This window comes from Pseudomonas iridis (assembly GCF_017980685.1).
GTDB lineage: Bacteria > Pseudomonadota > Gammaproteobacteria > Pseudomonadales > Pseudomonadaceae > Aquipseudomonas > Aquipseudomonas iridis.
Genome location: NZ_JACXXO010000017.1, coordinates 14,831 through 33,086, shown reverse-complemented (window position 1 = coordinate 33,086; position 18,256 = coordinate 14,831). Strand labels below are relative to the sequence as shown.

Sequence of the window (18,256 nt, the reverse complement as noted above, 5' to 3'; positions counted from 1 at the left end):
CCCGGCATCGCGGCCATGGCAGGCACCGGCATACTCGCTCCGCTGTTCGAACGCCTCGCCTCCAGCGAGGCCGACGACACGCGGGAGTTTGATCGCCAGGACTTGCTCGACTCGGTACACGCCGAGCTCGGGCGCCTGTTCAACACTCGCCGTGGTCCGCGCACGCTGACCCATCCACCCAGCGTGCTCGACTACGGCATCGCCGACTGGAGCGCCCTGCAACAACAGCGCAGCGATGACCGTCGGCGCCTGGCGCGGGACATCCGTGAAGCGATTACTCACTTCGAACCGCGCCTGAAACTGGGCGAGGTTCAGGTCAATCCCCTGCCTGCGCACCCTCAGCAAATGAGCATTCGTTTGCTGGGCGTACTGCGCAGCGGCGAGCAACACTGGCCGGTAGCGTTCGTTATCGAACCCGGCGGTCAAGGGATGGAGGTGCGCCATGAGCGACTCGATTGACCCGCAACTGCTCGACTACTATCAGCGCGAACTGACCTGGCTGCGCCACGCCGGCAGCCAGTTTGCCGAGCGCTACCCGAAAGTCGCCCGACGTCTGCAACTGTCCCCCGGCGAGTGCCCCGACCCGCATGTCGAACGCTTGCTCGAAGGTTTTGCGTTGCTCGCGGCGCGGCTGCAACGAAGGCTCGATGACGATTACGCCGAATTCAGCGATGCGCTGCTCGAACAACTTTACCCATTGGCCATGCGTCCATTGCCCTCCGGCGCAATCGTTCAGTTCGAACCAGACCCAGGCAAAGGCAACCTCGACGACGGCTATCCCCTACCCCGCGATACACCGTTGTTCGTGACCACCAGCAAAGGCGAGAGCATCCATTTTCGGACCACGGCCGCCGCGTGTCTGTGGCCCATTGAAGTGAGCGAAGCGCTGCTGCTGGGCAGCGATGAAGCCCAGGCGTTGACTGGTGTCGCGCAGTCGCGCTCGGCGCTGCGCCTGAGTTTGCGTTGCCTGGGTGAAAGCCAGTGGTCAGCGCTGGGTATCGAGCAACTGCGTATCCACCTTGCGGCTTCGCCCGTGGTCAATGCCTGCCTCTACGACTTGCTCGGCGCACGGGCGGTGCAAGTGCTGGCAGGGTCGCCCGGCAGTGTCCCGACAGCGCTCAAAGGCCTGCCGAAAATCGTTGGCTTCAGCGATGACGAAGTCATGCTGCCCGATGAAGACGGCGTGCATCCGGGCATGCGTCTGCTGGCCGAGTACTTCGCCTTCCCGGACAAATTCCATTTTTTCGACCTGCCGTTGAGCGGCGTCGCCACTGACAGTCAGACGCTTTATCTGTACATCGTTTTCGACCGTGCGCCGACCAGTCGCCTGCATTTGCAGGCCAGTGACATCGCCCTCGGCTGCGCGCCGGTGATCAATCTGTTCCCGCGCACCTCCGAGCCGCTGCGCCCGGACGGCACCCGCAGCGAGTATCGCCTGGTTGCCGATAGCCACCGCGAAAACAGCGTCGAGATCCACAGTATTCGCGGCATGCGCGCCAGTTCCCCCGCCGGCGTGCAACGACTGCCGGCCTATTACGGCAGTCAGCACAGCGGCGGCGATCAACAACGTTATTGGCATGCTCGCCGGGTCAGCGGCATGACCCCGAACCGACTCGGCAGTGATTTGCTGGTGAGCGTGGTCGACACCCGTTTTGAGCCGCGAACCGATCTGCCCGATTACAGCCTCACCGCCGAGTTGCTGTGCACCAATCGACACCTCGCACAGAGTTTGCAAGCCGGCACGCCGTTGGGTTTTGAACGCCCCGGCCCGGTGGCCTGGGCACGCCTGCGCAACCCGCCGAGCCCGCAGAGCATGCCGCGACTGGACGGCGATTCGCGTTGGCGGCTGGTGTCGCAACTGACCCTCAATCACTTGTCACTGGTCGAAGGCCCGCAGGCGCTCGATGCGCTGAAAGAGATTCTGCATCTGCATAATTTGCGTGATGAGACCAGCGCCATTCGCCAGATCGAGGGCCTGTCGAGCCTGGGTTGCGAACGGGTCATCGGCCACGTCGGCGCGGATGCCTGGCGCGGTTGGCGCAATGGTCTGGAGGTGCAACTGCAGCTTGATCCGCAGCATTTTGTCGGCAGCAGCGCCGTGTTGTTTTCAGCGGTGCTCGCGCAGTTCTTTTCGGTGTACGCCACCGCCAATCGCTTTGTGCGCACGGTATTGATGCAGGACGACAAGGAGGTCAAGGCATGGCAACCCCAAGCCGGCATGCCGCTGTCGCTCTGACGCTGAGCCAGCGACTGCGCCGCGATCCGCAGGCGTTCGAGTGGCTGCAGGCGTTGCTGCTGCTGGAGCGCGAGCAGCCACAGGCCAACTCCCTCGGCAGCGGCACCGCACCGCAAGCCGAAGCGCTGAAGTTGCGCGGGCCGCTGACGCCGTTGTTCGCCGCCAGCCAGATCGAAAACCTGCGCGAAGAGCCCGGCGAACCGTTGACCCTCGACACGCCGATCTTCGGCCTTGGCGGCCCTGACGGCCCGCTGCCCTACGCTTATCAGGAATGGCTGCAACAACGGGCGCGGGCCAAGGATCATGCGCCGGCCGCGTTCCTCGATCTGTTCCAGCATCGCCTGCTCAGCCTGCTGTACAAGGTGATGCGCAAACACCGCATCGCCCTCGGCTTTGTCACTCCAGGTGCCTCGCCGGTGCAGGCGCAACTGCGCGCACTGACCGGGTTGCTGCCCAAATCCTTGCAGGAGCGCCAGGCCATTGCCGATTGCGCGGTGTTGGCCTGCACCGCGTTATTTGCCGATGGTCGCCGGTCACTCGCCGGGTTTGCCGCGATTGTGCGTGAGCAGTTCGGCGTTCCGGTCGAGTTGAGCGCTTATGAAGGCGCATGGCGCGAGATCCCACTGGCCAGTCGCAGTCTGATGAAACCCGGTGGGCGCAATCTGCAGCTCGGTCGCACGGCCGTCGCCGGTACACGCGTATGGGATGAACACGCCGGTATTCGTCTGACCCTCGGGCCGTTGCCCTCGGCGCAGGCCGGGCGTTTTTTGCCGGACGGTGAAACCCATCCGGCGCTGGCCAGTCTCGCGGCGCTGTATTTCGGTCCGGACCTGGACGTGACCCTGGTGCTGCTGATACGCGGTGCCGGGCCAATGAAACTCGGACGCCAGGCTCCAGTGCAACTGAGCTGGAACGGCGGTTTGCAACGCCAGGCCAGTCTCGCTGTGCAACGCATCGAAACCCGCCTTCGTCAGCTGGAGATCACCTGAAATGGAACTGGCCAGCCTGATCGGGCGCCTCAACCCGGACAACCGCCGCGCCCTCGAACGCGCCGCGCAACGCTGTCTGCAGCGGGGGCATCACTTTGTCGAGATAGAGCACCTGCTGCTGGAACTGCTCGACATCGAGGGCGGTGACTTTGCTTTTCTGTTGCCGCGTTTCGGTCTGGAACGTGATGCGCTGACGGCGGAAATCAACAAGGCGCTGGAGCTGTTCAAATCCGGCAGCACACGCACCCCGGCGCTGTCTTCCCATACGCTGGGTTTACTGGAAGATGCCGTGGTGCAGGCCAGCGTGTTGGGGCTCGACAGCATTCGCTCCGGCCTGCTGTTGCTGGCGCTGATCGATCGCGAAGAACGCCGCAGTTTGTTGCTCAACAGCGCGTCGTCTCTACTGCGTATTCCCAAGGAGGCGCTGCGTGCGAATCTGCTGGAGTGGACGGAAAACTCTCGTGAGCACGTCGGCCCGCGTTCCATGCCTTCTGGAAATCCTGCGCCACGGCAGGATTCTGTGCTCGATCAATACACGCAAGACCTGACCGCCGACGCTCACGCCGGGCGCATCGACCCGATTGTGGGGCGCGACGGCGAGATTCGTCAGTGCATCGACATTCTTCTGCGCCGCCGCCAGAACAATCCGATTCTGGTCGGCGCACCGGGCGTGGGCAAAACCGCCGTGGTCGAAGGCCTGGCCCTGCGCATCGCCGCCGGCGATGTGCCGCCGTCGTTGCAGGAGGTCAGCCTGCGCGTGCTCGACCTCGGTTTGTTGCAGGCCGGCGCCGGGGTCAAAGGCGAGTTCGAACAACGGCTCAAAGGTGTGATCGACGCGGTACGTAACGCCGACAAACCGATCATCCTGTTCATTGATGAGGCCCACACGCTGATCGGCGCGGGCGGGGCCGAGGGCGGCAGCGATGCAGCGAACCTGCTCAAACCGGCGCTGGCCCGTGGCGAGTTGCGCACCCTCGCCGCAACCACCTGGATGGAGTACAAGAAATACTTCGAGAAGGACCCTGCCCTCGCCCGTCGCTTTCAGCTTGTGCAGGTAGAGGAGCCGGACGAAATCACCGCCGTGGAAATGCTCCGTGGCGTCGCCGCCAAACTGGAACAGCATCACGGCGTGCAAGTGCTCGACGCGGCGATCCATGAAGCGGTGAAACTTTCGCACCGCTACATCTCCGGCCGCCAGTTGCCGGACAAAGCCATCAGCGTGCTGGATACCGCGTGTGCCCGCGTCGCCCTCGGCCAGCACGACGTGCCGCCACCGCTGGAAAGCCTGCGCCATCGGCAGAACAGCCTCAAGGATGAAGCTGATCGCCTGCGCCGCGAACAGGCCACCGGCCTCGATCACCGCGAGCGCATCACCCTGCTGGAAACCGAGTCCACGGGTAACGTGCAAGCCATCCGCGAGCTGGAAACCCGCTGGGGAGAAGAGCGCGTGGCCGTGCGCGAGCTTCTCGATACGCGCCGGGAAATGCTGGCGTTGAGCGAGCGCGCCGACAACGACAAACCGGATGAAGCCACCGACAGCCGCATCGATCACCTGGCGGCTGAATTGCTAAGACTTGAAGCGGGACTGGATGCGATTCGGCAAGACGATCCGCTGGTCCCCGAGCAAGTCGACAGCAAAACCGTCGCCGCCGTGATTGCAGGCTGGACCGGCATTCCCGTCGGCAAAATGCTCGCCGACGAAGCCCACGCCGTCCGCACCCTCGGCCAGCGCATGGGCCTACGGGTGATGGGCCAGAGCACCGCGCTGAACACCATCGCTCAACGCTTGCAGGCCTATCGCGCCGGGCTGACCGATCCGCAAAAACCGGTCGGCGTATTTCTGCTGGTCGGCCCTACCGGCGTCGGCAAAACCGAAACCGCCTATGCGCTGGCCGACGCTTTGTATGGCGGCGAACGCAACCTGATCAGCATCAACCTTTCCGAGTATCAGGAGGCGCACACCGTCAGCCAGCTCAAAGGTGCCCCGCCCGGTTATGTCGGGTATGGCAGTGGCGGCGTGCTGACGGAAGCGGTGCGGCGCAAACCCTATTCGGTGGTGTTGCTGGATGAAATCGAGAAGGCCCATCCGGATGTGCTGGAGGCGTTTTACAACGTGTTCGACAAGGGTTTGATGGAGGACGGCACCGGGTTGGTGGTGGATTTCAAGAACACCGTGATGTTGGCCACCAGCAATGTCGGTGCCGAACTGTTGCTCGACACGCCGGTAGCGCAACTCGGATCTGACGCCTTCAACGAGGCACTGCATAAGGTCCTGCTGAAAGCCTTCCGCCCAGCGTTTCTGGCGCGCATGACGGTGGTTGCGTATCGACCACTGGATGAAGCGACGCTGGAAGGGATTGTGTTGGCCAAGCTTGAGAAGTTGCGTGGTCGGTACAAAGCGGCGACGGGCAAGCAGTTCGAGTTTGATTCAGGAATCGTTAAAGCGGTGCTCGCCAAGTGCAGCGCGGCGGGCGCGCGGGATGTCGAGAATGTGTTGATGACGCAGGTGACGGGGAAGTTGGCGGAGTGGGTATTGGAGTAAAGCTCAGCGTCCGCAACAAGTGCACTAAAACCGTGATGAAAGAAAGGCGCTCTGCCAAAACCGACAAGGAAAATGTCATGAAAAACAGACTGAAATACCCGATGAGCCTACTGGGAGCCTGTATCGCGATACCGCTGGCCGCGCAGGCCGACACTCGGCATTCCGAAAACGAACTGGTGGGCAAGGTGTCCTTCCTGACCTCCACGGTCGACAAACTCAGGGACGCGAATTTACAGATCGACCCGTTCCTGACCTCGGCCATTTCCCCACCACCGGATTACAAAGGGCCGCTGTTCACGCTCAGCCATGATTATCCGACGCAACTACCTGCCGGCAACTCCTTTGCGTGGAGCAAGACCACCGGCAACGGCAAAATCACCCAGGCGAATGCCGGTGCCTACGTTCAGGCGCTGAAGGACTACGTTTCTCCCGACATGCGCAAAATTGTTTATGACTATGCCAACTGGAATTACCAAAACAGTGGCTGGTACGACTCGATCTGGCTGGGTATTGAACGTGAGCCCATTCGTGGCGTGTATGTCGGGTCAGGCTTTCCCGCTGGCACACTGACGGATCAAACCCTGCCGGTGACCACTTATGTGCTGACGCTGTACGACACCCGCGCGGCGAAAACCCTCGGCGATATCTGGGGTAAAACCCCGGAGCGCGCGATGAATCCGGTTTTGGAGACGACCACTACGCAGTTTGCCGAAGGCAGCGTCATCATCAAATTCGCCATGGTCAGTGCCTGTGGCAGCGATTGGGCGCCCATGGAAGGCGCCGCCCAGTGGGAGATCTACGCACCGGTGAACACCAGCAATGGCAGTGCATTGAATAAAACCCAATGCGTCGGTCAAGACTTCAAGGGCACCACCACTCAACCGGCCATGACCAATGTGTCGTTGATGCAGTTCGACATCATCGTCAAAGACAGCGTTGCGTCCCCGCAAACCGGCTGGGTTTTCTCCACCCTGGTGTACGACAAGAACGCGCCGGGCAAAGACGCCTGGGACAAGATGATTCCGCTGGGGGCCACCTGGGGAGGCAACCCTGACGTCATCAACACAGCACCCACGGCGCTGACTCCGCCCGTTACGGTCAATCCGAAACTCAGCGAAAACTGGATCAACCCCCAGTCACCGGTTTACGCGGTCTCGACACTGGGCTGGGACGGCCGACTGTCAGGCCCGAACGACGGCGCCGTCGTGACGCCTGCCTGGACCGCCTCGCACTACTACCCGGCCGGTCTGGCCAGTGCAGGATGCCTGGGTTGCCACAGTAGCGCCCAATATCCGATGACCTCGTTCTTGCTACCCACCTCCAGCCAGCCACCGCAAACCATCGATCCGCCGCTTTCGGGCAGTGACCCTGACGCGGCACTGGTCATGGCTGAACCCGGATCGAAACTCTGGATGAGCTGGTTCCAGAGCCGCGACGGCAAGACCCCGATGGGCCCCGACACCGCAGCAGGTGCAAAACCGGTGGCGCTGGATTACGACATGGTCACTGCGTTCAAGGCGATCCCGATGTGGCAGCAGGCCAAGGCGGCCGAAGCCAAAGACGCTCGGAAGTGACTGAATCAAAGAAATGAATCAAAGGGACGGATTTATTGCTTCCGTTTGAGGAATGAATGGATGAATAAACAAATAAATCTGTCCCCGTTTGATTTGCAGGAATCGTAAAAGCAGTGCTCGCCAAGCGCAGCCCGGCGGGTGCGCGGGATGTCGAGCATGTGTTGATGAGGCAGGTGACGGGAAGTTGGCGGAGTGGGTATTGGAATAGCCTTGAAATGGGCAGCGACCACTCCGAACCTGTCGGATAGCCGTCGAGCGGCTGGAGGTTGAATGGAATTTGTCCTGGCATGGAACCCCGTTGTCTCTACCGAGCTCGCCGTGGGTTATGACAACAGAAACGGCGTCAGCATTGGCGTCGGTGGCGTCACGGTGGTTGGAGCGTCGATAAACATCACCAATCCCGACCACAGCTTGCACAACTGGCAATTTGGTTTTGTCCAGAATCTGCTCTGTGCGAAAAGTAGTTGGATATACCGGGATGCAAGACCGCCTGAACGAATAATGAAAGAAGTGTTGGTTCAGTGCCTTGATCAGGAACAAAACGCCGCGGGCTTCTTCTTCATTCCGCCGGTAACGACACAGCAAATGCGGACACACCGACTGAACCTGCCCGAGTTCAAGGACTATCCACGAACCTATGGTGAGGTCACTTTCAATCGCGTGTTTGGTACATCGGTTTTTGTACTCTGGGTCATGGCATTCAACACGGCCACCAGAAAAGTTCAAATCCTCGGGCACCGCTACTGGCAGATTTTCTTTGATGTGCAAAAAACTCACGGTTTAGACGAGAACGTCGTCGCCAGTCCTGATACTGCGGTTACCTTTCGCCAGGAAAACTCGATAACTCGCCCGCCGGTCCGGCTCGAAGGCCCAACAGCCAATGCTGGCGCCGCTCAACGGATTACGCGGTGGATTTTCGTCAGGGGCAAATGGCGCCCGGCTCCGGAGGATGACGGTTCAAGTTCCGATTCAAGCGGCAACGACAGCGGTGAAGGCAGCGATGACGACAGCGACGGTTCTGGCTCTCTTGAAATCGAAACCATTGATGCCAGTCAGCTTGAAGCGCCCCCGGGGCTCAAAGGACTGGGCCCATTGATTCACTAAAAGGAGACTTTGGATGAGCGAACAGAACGTCTGGTCATGCTTGCTTGCCTATAACGGCGATGCCGCCACAACTATCTTCGGACGATACCGAAACACCCTGGCCCTGGTGCTGGCAAGATTGTCCAGCTATCCCGGAAAATCCAAATACCACGGCCACATCTCTGGGGGCGCGGGCGATGGAGAGCACGCCGGCGCGGCCGAAAACCGAACTGCAGCAATCGAATACCTCAACGCATACACGCCGCCCGAGGAGGAAAAAAAGGTCGTCAATGTTGCAAATGCCGCGAAGGCCAGTGCCGGCCGAGCCGCGGAAAGCGCGCTCTTGTCCGTTATCAGTAACTTCAGCGGCACCATCCCCGGTCTGGAGGCTGCGCTCACAATGGAAAACGGCAACTGGCGCAACATGCGCAATGTAAATGGCAGTTTCGAAGCATGGAGAAGCGCGCGAAAGAGCAAATTCAAATCGCAACCAAAGAAATAACCACAGCTGGATGATTGGGCGACCGGTCCACAAGACATTTCAAGTTCAGCATGACAAGAGGTCGTCCAATGCCCCGTGCCACCGACAGCAACACCAGCCTATCCCTGACCGCTGCCACGCTGTCGGCGCTTTACCCTGAGTCATTGTCCGGCGATGAATCGCTCAATCTGTTGGGTGTACAAATCCTCAACGGCCTTAACGACGGCGCCTCGCTCACTCTGAGCAGCGCTATTGCCACACACGTCACCACCACCTTGCACAACGATGCGCAACTGCGTCCTTTCGATGCGCTGGTAGCCGAAATCCGCCAACTCCCCGCCGACGCCACTGCCGAGCGCTATCAGCTGGTTTTAAGACCATGGCTGTGGTGGCTGACGCTCGCGAGCAACAACCGCGTATTCCAGAACCTCGCCACCTCGGACATTGTCACCACAATCTTCAAGGCCCACGGTTTCACCGATTTCAAACTGTCGCTGACCTGCAGTTACACGCCACGCGAATACTCTGTGCAGTACGGTGAAACTGATTTCGCCTTCGTCTCGCGGTTGTTGGAGGAAGAAGGCATTTTCTGGTTTTTCACCCATGACGATGGCAAGCACACGCTGGTTTTGGGCGATAGCAACGATGCCTTCGTGCAGATTCCCAACGGCCCGACCGTCAGTTATCTGGGGCAAGGATTGGGCGAGCGTGAGTTGCACGGCATTCGCTCCGGGCAGGTGTGTTTGCAAGCGGTGGCTGGGGTGTATCGGGCGACGGATTATGAATTCACCACGCCGACCACCTCGCTGTACGACCAGGCCGAAGCCGTGGCCGGGCCGCTTTCAATGTATGAACATCCGGGCGGTTACAACGCCAAGGCGCGCGGCGATGCGTTGACCAAGCAGCGCGTCGACGGTTTGCGCAGCGAGGAGAAACGCTTTGTCGGTGAGAGCGACTGCCGCTGGTTGGTTCCGGGGCACTGGTTCACCCTCGCCGGCCATGATGATGCGAGTCTGAACATCGATTGGGTAGTAACGCGGGTTACTCATGACGTCAGTCACGAGCGCTACCGCAACCGTTTCGAGGCGATTCCCAAAGCCACGCCGTTTCGCCCGCAACGGGTCACGCCGAAACCACGGATGCACCCGCAAACGGCGATTGTCGTGGGCAAATCCGGCGAGGAAATCTGGACCGACGAATACGGCCGGATCAAGTTGCAGTTCCCGTGGGATCGCGACGGCAAGAATGACGAAACCAGTTCCTGTTGGGTGCGCGTGGTGTTGCCGTGGAGTGGCAAGGGATTCGGCATGCAGTTCATTCCGCGTATTGGCCAGGAAGTCATCGTGACCTTTATCGACGGCGATCCGGATCGGCCACTGGTGACCGGTTGCGTCTACAACGGCGACAACACCCTGCCCTACGCGCTGCCGGCCAATCAGACGCAATCGGGGATCAAGACGCAGTCGTCCAAGGGTGGCGGCGGCTTCAACGAGTTGCGCTTCGAGGACAAGAAAGATGCCGAAGAGGTGTTTTTGCAGGCGCAGAAAGATCTGAACATCAACGTGCTCAACGACACCACCGCCACCGTCGGCCATGACGAAACCCTCACCGTGCAGAACGCCCGCACTCGCACGGTCAAGGACGGCGACGAAACCGTGACCCTGGAGAAAGGCAAACGCAGTGTGACCATCCAGACCGGCAGCGACAGCCTCGATGTGAAGGACAGCCGCACGGTGACGGTCGGTGCCGATCAGAACCACAGCACCGGTGGCAACTACACCGACAAAGTCACTGGCGATTACAGCCTGACCGTCGACGGCAACCTGACGATCAAAGTCAGCGGCACCCTGACCCTGCAAAGCGGTGGCAGCTTCACGATCAAGAGCGGCGCCGACCTGGCGACTTCCGCCAGCACTTCGATCACGCACAAGGCCGGCACCGCACTGACCAATCAAGCCGGGACTTCACTGGACAACAAGGCCGGTACCTCGCTGACCAACGACGCCGGCATCAGCCTGACCAACAAAGGCGCGGCCTCACAGACCGTCGATGGCGGCGGCATGCTGACCATCAAGGGCGGCCTGGTGCAGGTCAACTGACGAGAGACGCCATGGCGATCACACCACTGGATCTGCAGCAGGATGACAAGCAGCTCAAGGGCCGTTTGCAGGACGGGCAGCTTGAGGGGCCACTGAACATCAGTGATGACGGACGCAAGCAGGCGGATTTGCAGTACAGCCACGGTGAATTGCAGGGTACATCCCTGCTTTATCACCCCAACGGCAGGGTTTCGGCGCAGATGCCGTTCGTGCGCGACAAGCTTCAAGGGGTGGCGAGTTTTTATGCGCCTGAGGGTTGGTTACAGCGCAAGGCGACGTATCGGCGTGGATTGTTGCATGGCGAGGCGTTCAATTACTTCCCCGACGGGCAAGTGGCGGAGGCCGAGTTCTATCGCGATGGGGTGCGTGAGGGGCGCTATCAGCGCTTTCATCCGAACGGGAAAACAGCGGTGCAAGCGCGGTATATGAATGGGCAGTTGCTGGAGCCGGAGCAAGGGTTTGCCGAGGATGGGCGGCCGTTGGGGGCGGATGGCAAGCCGATATCGCGGGTGCGCTGGTGGTATCAGCGGTGGATGGATCCGCAGCAGGCTTGAGAGCCCTCTCCCGGAGGGAGAGGGAACTGACCGTGGAATATTGATGAATGACGCCGACGTGGAAGATTCGTTGTGAATCCATAACTGAACGTCGCCAACTTGCAAAAACAGCTGTGGATTCATATTCAACGCGGTCGTTCAGGTCGATGTACAACGCAAGACACCTCCGTCGGCCCCCTCTCCATCCGGGAGAGGGCTGGGGTGAGGGGATCAGGGGAATCAGGAAAATCAAGGAATCAACATCTGCATCTGCCCCGGCACGACAATCTTGATCACCCCCGCCCAGTTGCACATCAACGTGCTGTTGGCATCGATTGCCGGCATCCCACCCAACAACAAGGTCGGCGCTCCACCGGGAATCCACGGTGTGGCCGTCGCCGGAATACACGGCATAGGCGTCAACACCCCCAACGCAGCAGCCGTCGCCGCTGCCACCATCGGATTGGCCATGCTCATGCACATCCCGAAAGGCAGAATGTTGACCAGTGGAATGTGATCCATGATGTTCGCCGCGGGTAATCCGCCAGTCAGCGTGCGATTGACTGGCAGCACGTTGAGCATCGCCGGCGCGGCGCCGAAGCTGCATTGCAATGTGGCGGTAGCACAGACTTGCGGACAGCCCATTTGCAGATTCCTTCAGGGACACGACATACCCGCTAAACCTTAGCCTGCCGTGGCCCGCCCTGCACATTCCCAAAGGTGATTATCCGGCAACACGCTAACCTATAAGACCGACCCGCGCTTGTGACCGACCGGGCGCACCATTAGATTAGCCAATGATGTCTGGCCTCCAAAATAAGCAGAAGGGATAAGCATGGCGCTTACTGACCAGTCCACCCGTATCCGCTCTGGCGAAGAACTCGATGCCAGCCTGATCGATCCGTACCTCAAGGCACACATTCCGGGACTGAGCGGCTCCCCGGCGATCAGCCAGTTTCCCGGTGGTGCGTCGAACCTGACTTATCTCCTGGAATACCCGCAGCAGGAGTTCGTCCTGCGCCGGCCGCCGTTCGGCCACAAGGCCAAATCCGCCCACGACATGGGCCGCGAATTCCGCATTCTCAATCAGTTGCGCGACGGCTTCCCGTATTGCCCCAAAGCCTATGTGCACTGCACCGACGAATCGGTGATCGGCGCAGAGTTCTACGTGATGGAGCGGGTCAACGGAATTATCCTGCGCTCGGAACTGCCGCCGGAACTGGGCCTCGATTCGGCGAAAACCGAAGCGCTGTGCAAGGGCTTCATCGACCGCTTCGTCGAACTGCACCAGGTCGACTACAACGCCTGCGGCCTGGGCGATCTGGGCAAACCCGAAGGCTACGTGGCCCGTCAGATCAAAGGCTGGAGCGAACGCTACGAAAAAGCCCTGACCCCGGACGCGCCCCACTGGGAAGCGGTCAAAGCCTGGCTCAACGAGAAGATGCCAGCCGATCACCCGACCTCGAGCATCGTCCATAACGACTATCGCTTCGACAACGTGATCCTCGACCCGCAAAACCCGATGCAGATCATCGGCGTACTCGACTGGGAACTGACCACCCTGGGCGATCCGCTGATGGATCTGGGCAACACCCTCGCCTACTGGATCGAAGCCGACGACCCGGCGCCAGTGCAACTGATGCGCCGCCAGCCGAGCCACGCACCGGGCATGCTGACCCGCCGCGAATTCGTCGACTACTACGCCGAGCGTTCGGGCATCCAGATCGACAATTTCGACTTCTACTACACCTACGGTCTGTTCCGCCTGGCCGGCATCGTGCAGCAGATCTACTACCGCTTCTACCATGGCCAGACCCAGGACAAACGCTTCGCGCAGTTCATTCACATGAACAAACTGCTGGAGCAGATGAGCTTGCAGGTCATCCAGAAATCAAGCCTCTGATCCAGGCCCTCCAACAAGAATTTTCACAAGGGAATCCCATGTCCAAGACTCAGTTGTTCGACCTCGACGGCAAGATCGCTTTCGTCTCCGGCGCCAGCCGTGGCATTGGTGAAGCCATCGCCAAACTGCTGGCCCAGCAAGGCGCCCACGTGATCGTCTCGAGCCGTAAACTCGACGGCTGCCAACATGTCGCCGACGCGATCATCGCCGCTGGCGGCAAAGCCACTGCGGTTGCCTGCCACATCGGGGAAATGGAGCAGATCAGCCAGGTGTTCGCCGGGATCAAGGAACAGTTCGGCCGCCTGGATATTCTGGTGAACAACGCCGCGACCAACCCGCAGTTCTGCAACGTGCTGGACACCGACCTCGGCGCTTTCCAGAAGACCGTCGATGTGAACATTCGCGGCTACTTCTTCATGTCTGTGGAAGCGGGCAAGCTGATGCGCGAAAACGGCGGTGGCAGCATCATCAACGTCGCGTCGATCAACGGTATTTCGCCGGGCGTGTTCCAGGGCATTTATTCGGTGACCAAAGCGGCGGTGATCAACATGACCAAGGTCTTCGCCAAGGAATGCGCGCAATTCGGCATCCGCTGCAACGCCCTGCTGCCGGGTCTGACCGACACCAAATTCGCCTCGGCACTGGTGAAAAACGATGCGATTCTCAAGCAAGCATTGACGCAGATCCCGCTCAAGCGCGTGGCGGATCCGAGTGAAATGGCGGGGGCGGTGTTGTATCTGGCGAGCGATGCGTCGAGCTACACCACTGGGGTTTCGCTGAACGTGGATGGTGGTTTCCTGTCCTGATACTCGAGGCAAACAGCTGACCCTGTGGGAGCGAGCCTGCTCGCGAAGAGGCCATATCAGTCAACCTATTGGTTAACTGAGATACCGCTTTCGCGAGCAGGCTCGCTCCCACAAGGTATGTATGTCATTCATCAAGCACTTTGGGCAATTGCCAGCACAACCCGAGACTTGCGCCCCGCCCGCGCTATTGAGTGACACAACGGGTAGTAGTGATATGTCGAGTCACCTGCTCGTCGACATAAGCATCGCCCGCCACCTCAGTGGTCTCGATGACCTGACAAGTACGTTCCGGCGGTGGAGGTGGCGCTACAGGTGGAGGCGGCGGCGGACTGGCACAACCGGCCAACAACGCCACGCAAAAAGCCAATGACAACGGCAAACACACGCGTTTCCCAAGACTGTTCATAGGACGACCCGCGATAAAGGGGAGACAAACTTCCGCGACCGAACCGACCACGGAAAACCTGACCACTCATTCTTTATAGACGAGACCTTCGTGAGCGCCAGTAAACCGGTGGTATGCGGGGACATTGGCTGTCGATTTTGCTTTGGGATTCGAGAGCGTAAGACTTAAATCTCCGGTCGCCAGTCATGCCGCCATCGCTGGCAAGCCAGCTCCCACAAACATTGAGTACACCCGACAGATACAGGTCGGCTGTCAGGCCGCCATCGCCAGCAGGCTGGCAACCCAAACCCCACCGCCCTTGCTCCTCACCACTCAACACAATGAGCGTTAGCTCGAGTGCAGCTCTTGATCTGGAAGGCCCGTCGGGAGGCTGAGTGGAGGGATTCATCCGGGGAGGACATCGAAAGGAGGTGCAGCGAAGCAAACCGGAATCGATGCCCCGGATGGGTTCCGGAGCGGAGGAACCCCGAGCTCTAGCGAGCGGGCCGGACGTCAGGGCACAGACCTTTTGGTTACTTTTGGGGCGTTTGCCAAAAGTGACCCGCCGTAAGGGCGGAACCTTAATCCGCCATCACCAAAAAACCGGATATTCACCCAACAACCCAGCTCCCACACACAAGCAGATGCCTAGGCCAAATCAGCATCCGGGGAAGAGCGCAAAGAATTACTCTCCAGCTCATACCGCAATTCATCGATCAAAGCCGCCACCGACTCAGGCGTACGCAAGGCACTGAGCTTCAAGCCACTGATCACCAGATCGACCTGCCCAGACAACGGGTGATAAAGCTTTACCGTCAGCGAATGATCCCCATCCACCGAACACTCACACGCCAGCGGCGCAAAACTGTGCTCAAGCTGGGCGCGCAACTGCGCAAGATTGATCATTGAGGCCGTTCCTTAATCTGTTTCGAAGGGACGCGATCCCAAGCCGAAAAGGCTTGTACCGCACTCCAACAGACTAAAAAAAGCCTCCTCACCCCAACACATCAATTTGCACCCTGCCCACTAGTGCATTTGCACCTAACGTTGCCCCTTGGTGCGCCACTCACCGGAAAACAGCCCGCGCTCGCGCGCCCACACAATCGCCTCGCTGCGGCTATGCACATCGAGCTTGGAATACACCGTCGCCACATGATTGCGCACAGTGTTCGGCGCCAGTTTCAGCCGCGCCGCAATCTCCTTGTCCGCCAGGCCTTCGCAGATCAGGCCAAGCACATCACGTTCCCGTGCCGTCAGATCGGTGAACGACACGCTCGGCAGTTGCGGTGAATTGATCTTCTTCACATTCGCCAGTTTTTCGATCAGCGTACGACTGAACCAGGAGGCGTCTTTCATCACCTCCTCAATCGCAGACACCAGTTCAAGCTCGGTACGTTTGCGCTCGGTGATGTCCATCAGCACCAGCAAGTAGCAAGGCACGTCGTGGATGTTGACGGTATCGGCGGACACCGCGCATTCAAGCAGATCGGCATCCCTTTTGCGCACGCGCAAGTCCACCCGGTCAACCCGACCGCTTTTTGCCAACGCCGTCAGCAGGCGGTTCCGCGCGCCCTCGTCGTCGATGAAATCCAGTTGCGTCACGGTTTTGCCCAATACGTCATCGCTGGTATAGGCCAGGGAATCGAGGAAAGCCTGATTGACGTCCATGATCTGCTGCTCGTCGGCCGTGCAAATCAGAATCGGCACCGGGGTCAGTCGAAAAGCCGTGGCGAAGCGTTCCTCGCTCTGGCGCAGCGCCACCTCAGCCCGGCGGCGCAGCTCCACATCAACGAAGGAAAACAGCATGCATTGCTCATCGTTGAGCAACAGGGGTTGCCCGGCGACAATCACTTGCTTGCTGCTGCCATCGGGCAGGCGCAACTCGGCCTGCATCTGCGGAATGGTCGCCACATCGCGCAGGCGCTGGATGGCCAGATCTCTTTTCTCGGCCTGCTCGAAAATGTCTATTTCATAGGCCGAAGTGCCGATCACTTGGTCGCGGGTATAGCCAGTCATCTCCAGAAACCCCGGATTGACCTTGATGTAACGCAAGTCGCTGAGACGGCAGATCACCGCCGGCGCCGGGTTGGCGTTGAAGGTTTTTTCGAAACGCAGCTCTGCGTTGGCCCAATCGGTGAAGTCGCTCATGATCAACACCAGCGACTCCGGCTGCCCTTCGCGGTCGGTCAGCACCATACTGCGCACGCTATGAACCCAGACGCGCTCCGGATCATCCACCGTGAACACCTCGATCAATACGTCACTGAAGACTTCGCAACGCGCAACGCGGCTGATCGGATAGTTTTCGGGTGGCACCACATGATTGTTGCGATAGCGCAGGCTGAAGCGCTTGGCGTACTCGTCGGCATTCGCGCCCAACTCGCCGATCCGGCTGACGCCGTGCATGGCTAGCGCCGCTTCGTTGGCCCAGAGGATGCTCTGATCGAGCTCAAGCAAAATCACACCGTCGGACAGCCCGGCGATGATCTGCTGCAACTGACGACGATTGGTTTCGCGGGTCAGGACTTCCTGGCTCATTGGATCTCCACAAGTGATACGCCCATGTGAAGGTTACGACCGCGCGGTACCGAGATCGTGCGCCGCGATGCTGCACTACGCACATCCCCTGTATTCGCACGACAGACACCCCTGTAGGAGCTGCCGAAGGCTGCGATCTTTTGACTTTGGTTTTTAAAAACAAGAACAAAAGATCGCAGCCTTCGGCAGCTCCTACGCGGTTTTAGGGGTTTCGCGCAACTCACGCAGGGTATCGAGAAACAGCTTGAGCACCGGCGAAGCATCGTCCGCGCGATACGTGACGTACAACGGCACCTCCGGCAACGCCGGGGTCAAGTTGCGGAACACCAGGCCCGCCGGTGCCAACTGTTCGATGGACGCTGGCAACAGCGCCACGCCAAAACCCGCACGTACCAGGCTGAGCAGGGTCTGCACCTCGATCACCTGCTGGCGGATCTGCGGCGTGAAGCCGGCCTGAATGCAGCACTGGTAGAGGAAATTGGCAAAACGAGACTGCTTCAACTCCAGCGCCACAAACGGCTCCAGCGCCAGATCCGCCGGGGCCAACACGTCGCGACCCGCCAACGGATGATCCGCTGGCATCACCACATGGATCGGCTCGTAGATCAGCAATTCATTGCGCAATTGCGGGTCGTCATAGCCCACGCGGAACACGCAGGCGTCGATGCGTTTCTCCTTCAACGCCTTGACCTGCGCCGCCGGGGTCATTTCATGCAAACGCCAGGTGACCTGCGGATAGCGCTCGCGAAACAGATGCAGCGCCTTGGGCAGCACGCCGACCATCACCGAGCTGATCATGCCGATTTCCAGCTCACCGAGCTGTCCGCGCCCGGTTTGCCGGGTCAGGTCCAGGGCGCGCTCAAGCTGTTCGAATACCAGCGGCGCCTGCTCCTTGAGCATCTGCCCCGCTGCGGTCAGCTCGACGCGATGATGACTGCGCTCGAACAGCGGCGTGCCGAGTTCCTCTTCCAGCAGACGAATCTGTTGGCTCAACGGCGGCTGACAGATGTGCAGCCGCTCGGCGGCACGGCCGAAATGCAGCTCATCGGCCAGGGCCATGAAATACCGCAGCAGACGCAGATCCATG

The 18,256-nt window shown here is 60.1% G+C and carries 15 protein-coding genes; 11 read left to right on the top strand and 4 right to left on the bottom strand.

Translation table 11 applies throughout. The features are described 5' to 3' along the window. The first annotated feature begins 15 nt into the window (after positions 1–15). The 9 genes from tssE (at position 16) to IEQ42_RS22265 (ending at position 11,558) form a co-directional block, all read left to right on the top strand. Positions 16–459, top strand: a complete 444-nt coding sequence (gene tssE / locus IEQ42_RS22305; RefSeq protein WP_210705252.1) for a type VI secretion system baseplate subunit TssE — start codon at positions 16–18, stop codon at positions 457–459. Further along, positions 443–2,236 carry a type VI secretion system baseplate subunit TssF gene (gene tssF, locus IEQ42_RS22300; RefSeq protein WP_210705250.1) on the top strand — a complete coding sequence of 598 codons (1,794 nt, stop codon included), beginning with the start codon at positions 443–445 and terminating at the stop codon, positions 2,234–2,236. The genes tssE and tssF overlap by 17 nt, the downstream gene beginning before the upstream one ends. Continuing rightward, positions 2,200–3,225 (top strand): type VI secretion system baseplate subunit TssG, encoded by a 1,026-nt coding sequence (gene tssG, locus IEQ42_RS22295; RefSeq protein WP_210705249.1) that lies wholly within the window; start codon positions 2,200–2,202, stop codon positions 3,223–3,225. The genes tssF and tssG overlap by 37 nt, the downstream gene beginning before the upstream one ends. A gap of 1 nt (position 3,226) precedes the next feature. Beyond that, positions 3,227–5,767: a type VI secretion system ATPase TssH gene (gene tssH / locus IEQ42_RS22290; RefSeq protein ID WP_210705248.1), complete on the top strand. Its 2,541-nt coding sequence runs from the start codon at positions 3,227–3,229 to the stop codon at positions 5,765–5,767. A 77-nt stretch (positions 5,768–5,844) separates the two neighbouring features. Then, positions 5,845–7,341: a hypothetical protein gene (locus tag IEQ42_RS22285; protein WP_210705247.1), complete on the top strand. Its 1,497-nt coding sequence runs from the start codon at positions 5,845–5,847 to the stop codon at positions 7,339–7,341. Positions 7,342–7,611: 270 nt separating this feature from the next. After that, complete coding sequence (locus IEQ42_RS22280; RefSeq protein WP_210705246.1) at positions 7,612–8,445, top strand: hypothetical protein; 834 nt, start codon at positions 7,612–7,614, stop codon at positions 8,443–8,445. Between the two features lie 13 nt (positions 8,446–8,458). Next, positions 8,459–8,926: a hypothetical protein gene (locus tag IEQ42_RS22275; RefSeq protein ID WP_210705245.1), complete on the top strand. Its 468-nt coding sequence runs from the start codon at positions 8,459–8,461 to the stop codon at positions 8,924–8,926. A gap of 68 nt (positions 8,927–8,994) precedes the next feature. After that, positions 8,995–11,004, top strand: a complete 2,010-nt coding sequence (locus IEQ42_RS22270; RefSeq protein ID WP_210705244.1) for a type VI secretion system Vgr family protein — start codon at positions 8,995–8,997, stop codon at positions 11,002–11,004. A gap of 11 nt (positions 11,005–11,015) precedes the next feature. After that, positions 11,016–11,558: a toxin-antitoxin system YwqK family antitoxin gene (locus tag IEQ42_RS22265; protein WP_210705243.1), complete on the top strand. Its 543-nt coding sequence runs from the start codon at positions 11,016–11,018 to the stop codon at positions 11,556–11,558. A 228-nt stretch (positions 11,559–11,786) separates the two neighbouring features. Here the strand turns inward: IEQ42_RS22265 and IEQ42_RS22260 are convergent, their stop codons facing one another. Then, positions 11,787–12,182, bottom strand: coding sequence for a DUF4280 domain-containing protein (locus IEQ42_RS22260; protein ID WP_210705242.1), 396 nt, complete (start codon positions 12,180–12,182; stop codon positions 11,787–11,789). A gap of 190 nt (positions 12,183–12,372) precedes the next feature. Here IEQ42_RS22260 and IEQ42_RS22255 point away from each other — a divergent pair, with 190 nt between their 5' ends. Together IEQ42_RS22255 and IEQ42_RS22250 are read left to right on the top strand one after the other, a co-directional pair. Next, entirely contained in the window at positions 12,373–13,440 is a 1,068-nt protein-coding gene (locus IEQ42_RS22255) for a phosphotransferase family protein (RefSeq protein ID WP_150592240.1), read from the top strand. A 38-nt stretch (positions 13,441–13,478) separates the two neighbouring features. Further along, complete coding sequence (locus tag IEQ42_RS22250; RefSeq protein WP_042559635.1) at positions 13,479–14,246, top strand: SDR family oxidoreductase; 768 nt, start codon at positions 13,479–13,481, stop codon at positions 14,244–14,246. Positions 14,247–15,279: 1,033 nt separating this feature from the next. On the opposite strand, the gene IEQ42_RS22245 is transcribed toward IEQ42_RS22250, so the two are convergent. The 3 genes from IEQ42_RS22245 to IEQ42_RS22235 form a co-directional block, all read right to left on the bottom strand. Further along, the gene (locus IEQ42_RS22245; protein WP_210705241.1) at positions 15,280–15,537 is read right to left on the bottom strand and encodes a DUF1652 domain-containing protein; all 258 of its coding nucleotides are present in this window, start codon (positions 15,535–15,537) and stop codon (positions 15,280–15,282) included. Positions 15,538–15,672: 135 nt separating this feature from the next. Continuing rightward, a complete protein-coding gene (locus tag IEQ42_RS22240) occupies positions 15,673–17,169 on the bottom strand; it encodes a helix-turn-helix transcriptional regulator (protein ID WP_210705240.1) in 1,497 nt (498 codons plus the stop codon). Between the two features lie 192 nt (positions 17,170–17,361). Then, positions 17,362–18,255, bottom strand: coding sequence for a LysR substrate-binding domain-containing protein (locus tag IEQ42_RS22235; RefSeq protein ID WP_210705239.1), 894 nt, complete (start codon positions 18,253–18,255; stop codon positions 17,362–17,364). Position 18,256 lies beyond the last annotated feature (1 nt).

Excerpts from the sequence above, each read along its gene's own strand:
- IEQ42_RS22240 (WP_210705240.1), bottom strand. The coding sequence starts at position 17,169 with ATGAGCCAGGAAGTCCTGACCCGCGAAACCAATCGTCGTCAGTTGCAG.
- IEQ42_RS22245 (WP_210705241.1), bottom strand. The coding sequence starts at position 15,537 with ATGATCAATCTTGCGCAGTTGCGCGCCCAGCTTGAGCACAGTTTTGCG.
- IEQ42_RS22280 (WP_210705246.1), top strand. The coding sequence starts at position 7,612 with ATGGAATTTGTCCTGGCATGGAACCCCGTTGTCTCTACCGAGCTCGCC.
- IEQ42_RS22265 (WP_210705243.1), top strand. The coding sequence starts at position 11,016 with ATGGCGATCACACCACTGGATCTGCAGCAGGATGACAAGCAGCTCAAG.
- IEQ42_RS22260 (WP_210705242.1), bottom strand. The coding sequence starts at position 12,182 with ATGGGCTGTCCGCAAGTCTGTGCTACCGCCACATTGCAATGCAGCTTC.
- IEQ42_RS22285 (WP_210705247.1), top strand. The coding sequence starts at position 5,845 with ATGAAAAACAGACTGAAATACCCGATGAGCCTACTGGGAGCCTGTATC.
- tssG (WP_210705249.1), top strand. The coding sequence starts at position 2,200 with ATGGCAACCCCAAGCCGGCATGCCGCTGTCGCTCTGACGCTGAGCCAG.
- tssH (WP_210705248.1), top strand. The coding sequence starts at position 3,227 with ATGGAACTGGCCAGCCTGATCGGGCGCCTCAACCCGGACAACCGCCGC.
- IEQ42_RS22255 (WP_150592240.1), top strand. The coding sequence starts at position 12,373 with ATGGCGCTTACTGACCAGTCCACCCGTATCCGCTCTGGCGAAGAACTC.
- IEQ42_RS22235 (WP_210705239.1), bottom strand. The coding sequence starts at position 18,255 with ATGGATCTGCGTCTGCTGCGGTATTTCATGGCCCTGGCCGATGAGCTG.
- IEQ42_RS22270 (WP_210705244.1), top strand. The coding sequence starts at position 8,995 with ATGCCCCGTGCCACCGACAGCAACACCAGCCTATCCCTGACCGCTGCC.
- tssE (WP_210705252.1), top strand. The coding sequence starts at position 16 with ATGGCAGGCACCGGCATACTCGCTCCGCTGTTCGAACGCCTCGCCTCC.
- IEQ42_RS22275 (WP_210705245.1), top strand. The coding sequence starts at position 8,459 with ATGAGCGAACAGAACGTCTGGTCATGCTTGCTTGCCTATAACGGCGAT.
- IEQ42_RS22250 (WP_042559635.1), top strand. The coding sequence starts at position 13,479 with ATGTCCAAGACTCAGTTGTTCGACCTCGACGGCAAGATCGCTTTCGTC.
- tssF (WP_210705250.1), top strand. The coding sequence starts at position 443 with ATGAGCGACTCGATTGACCCGCAACTGCTCGACTACTATCAGCGCGAA.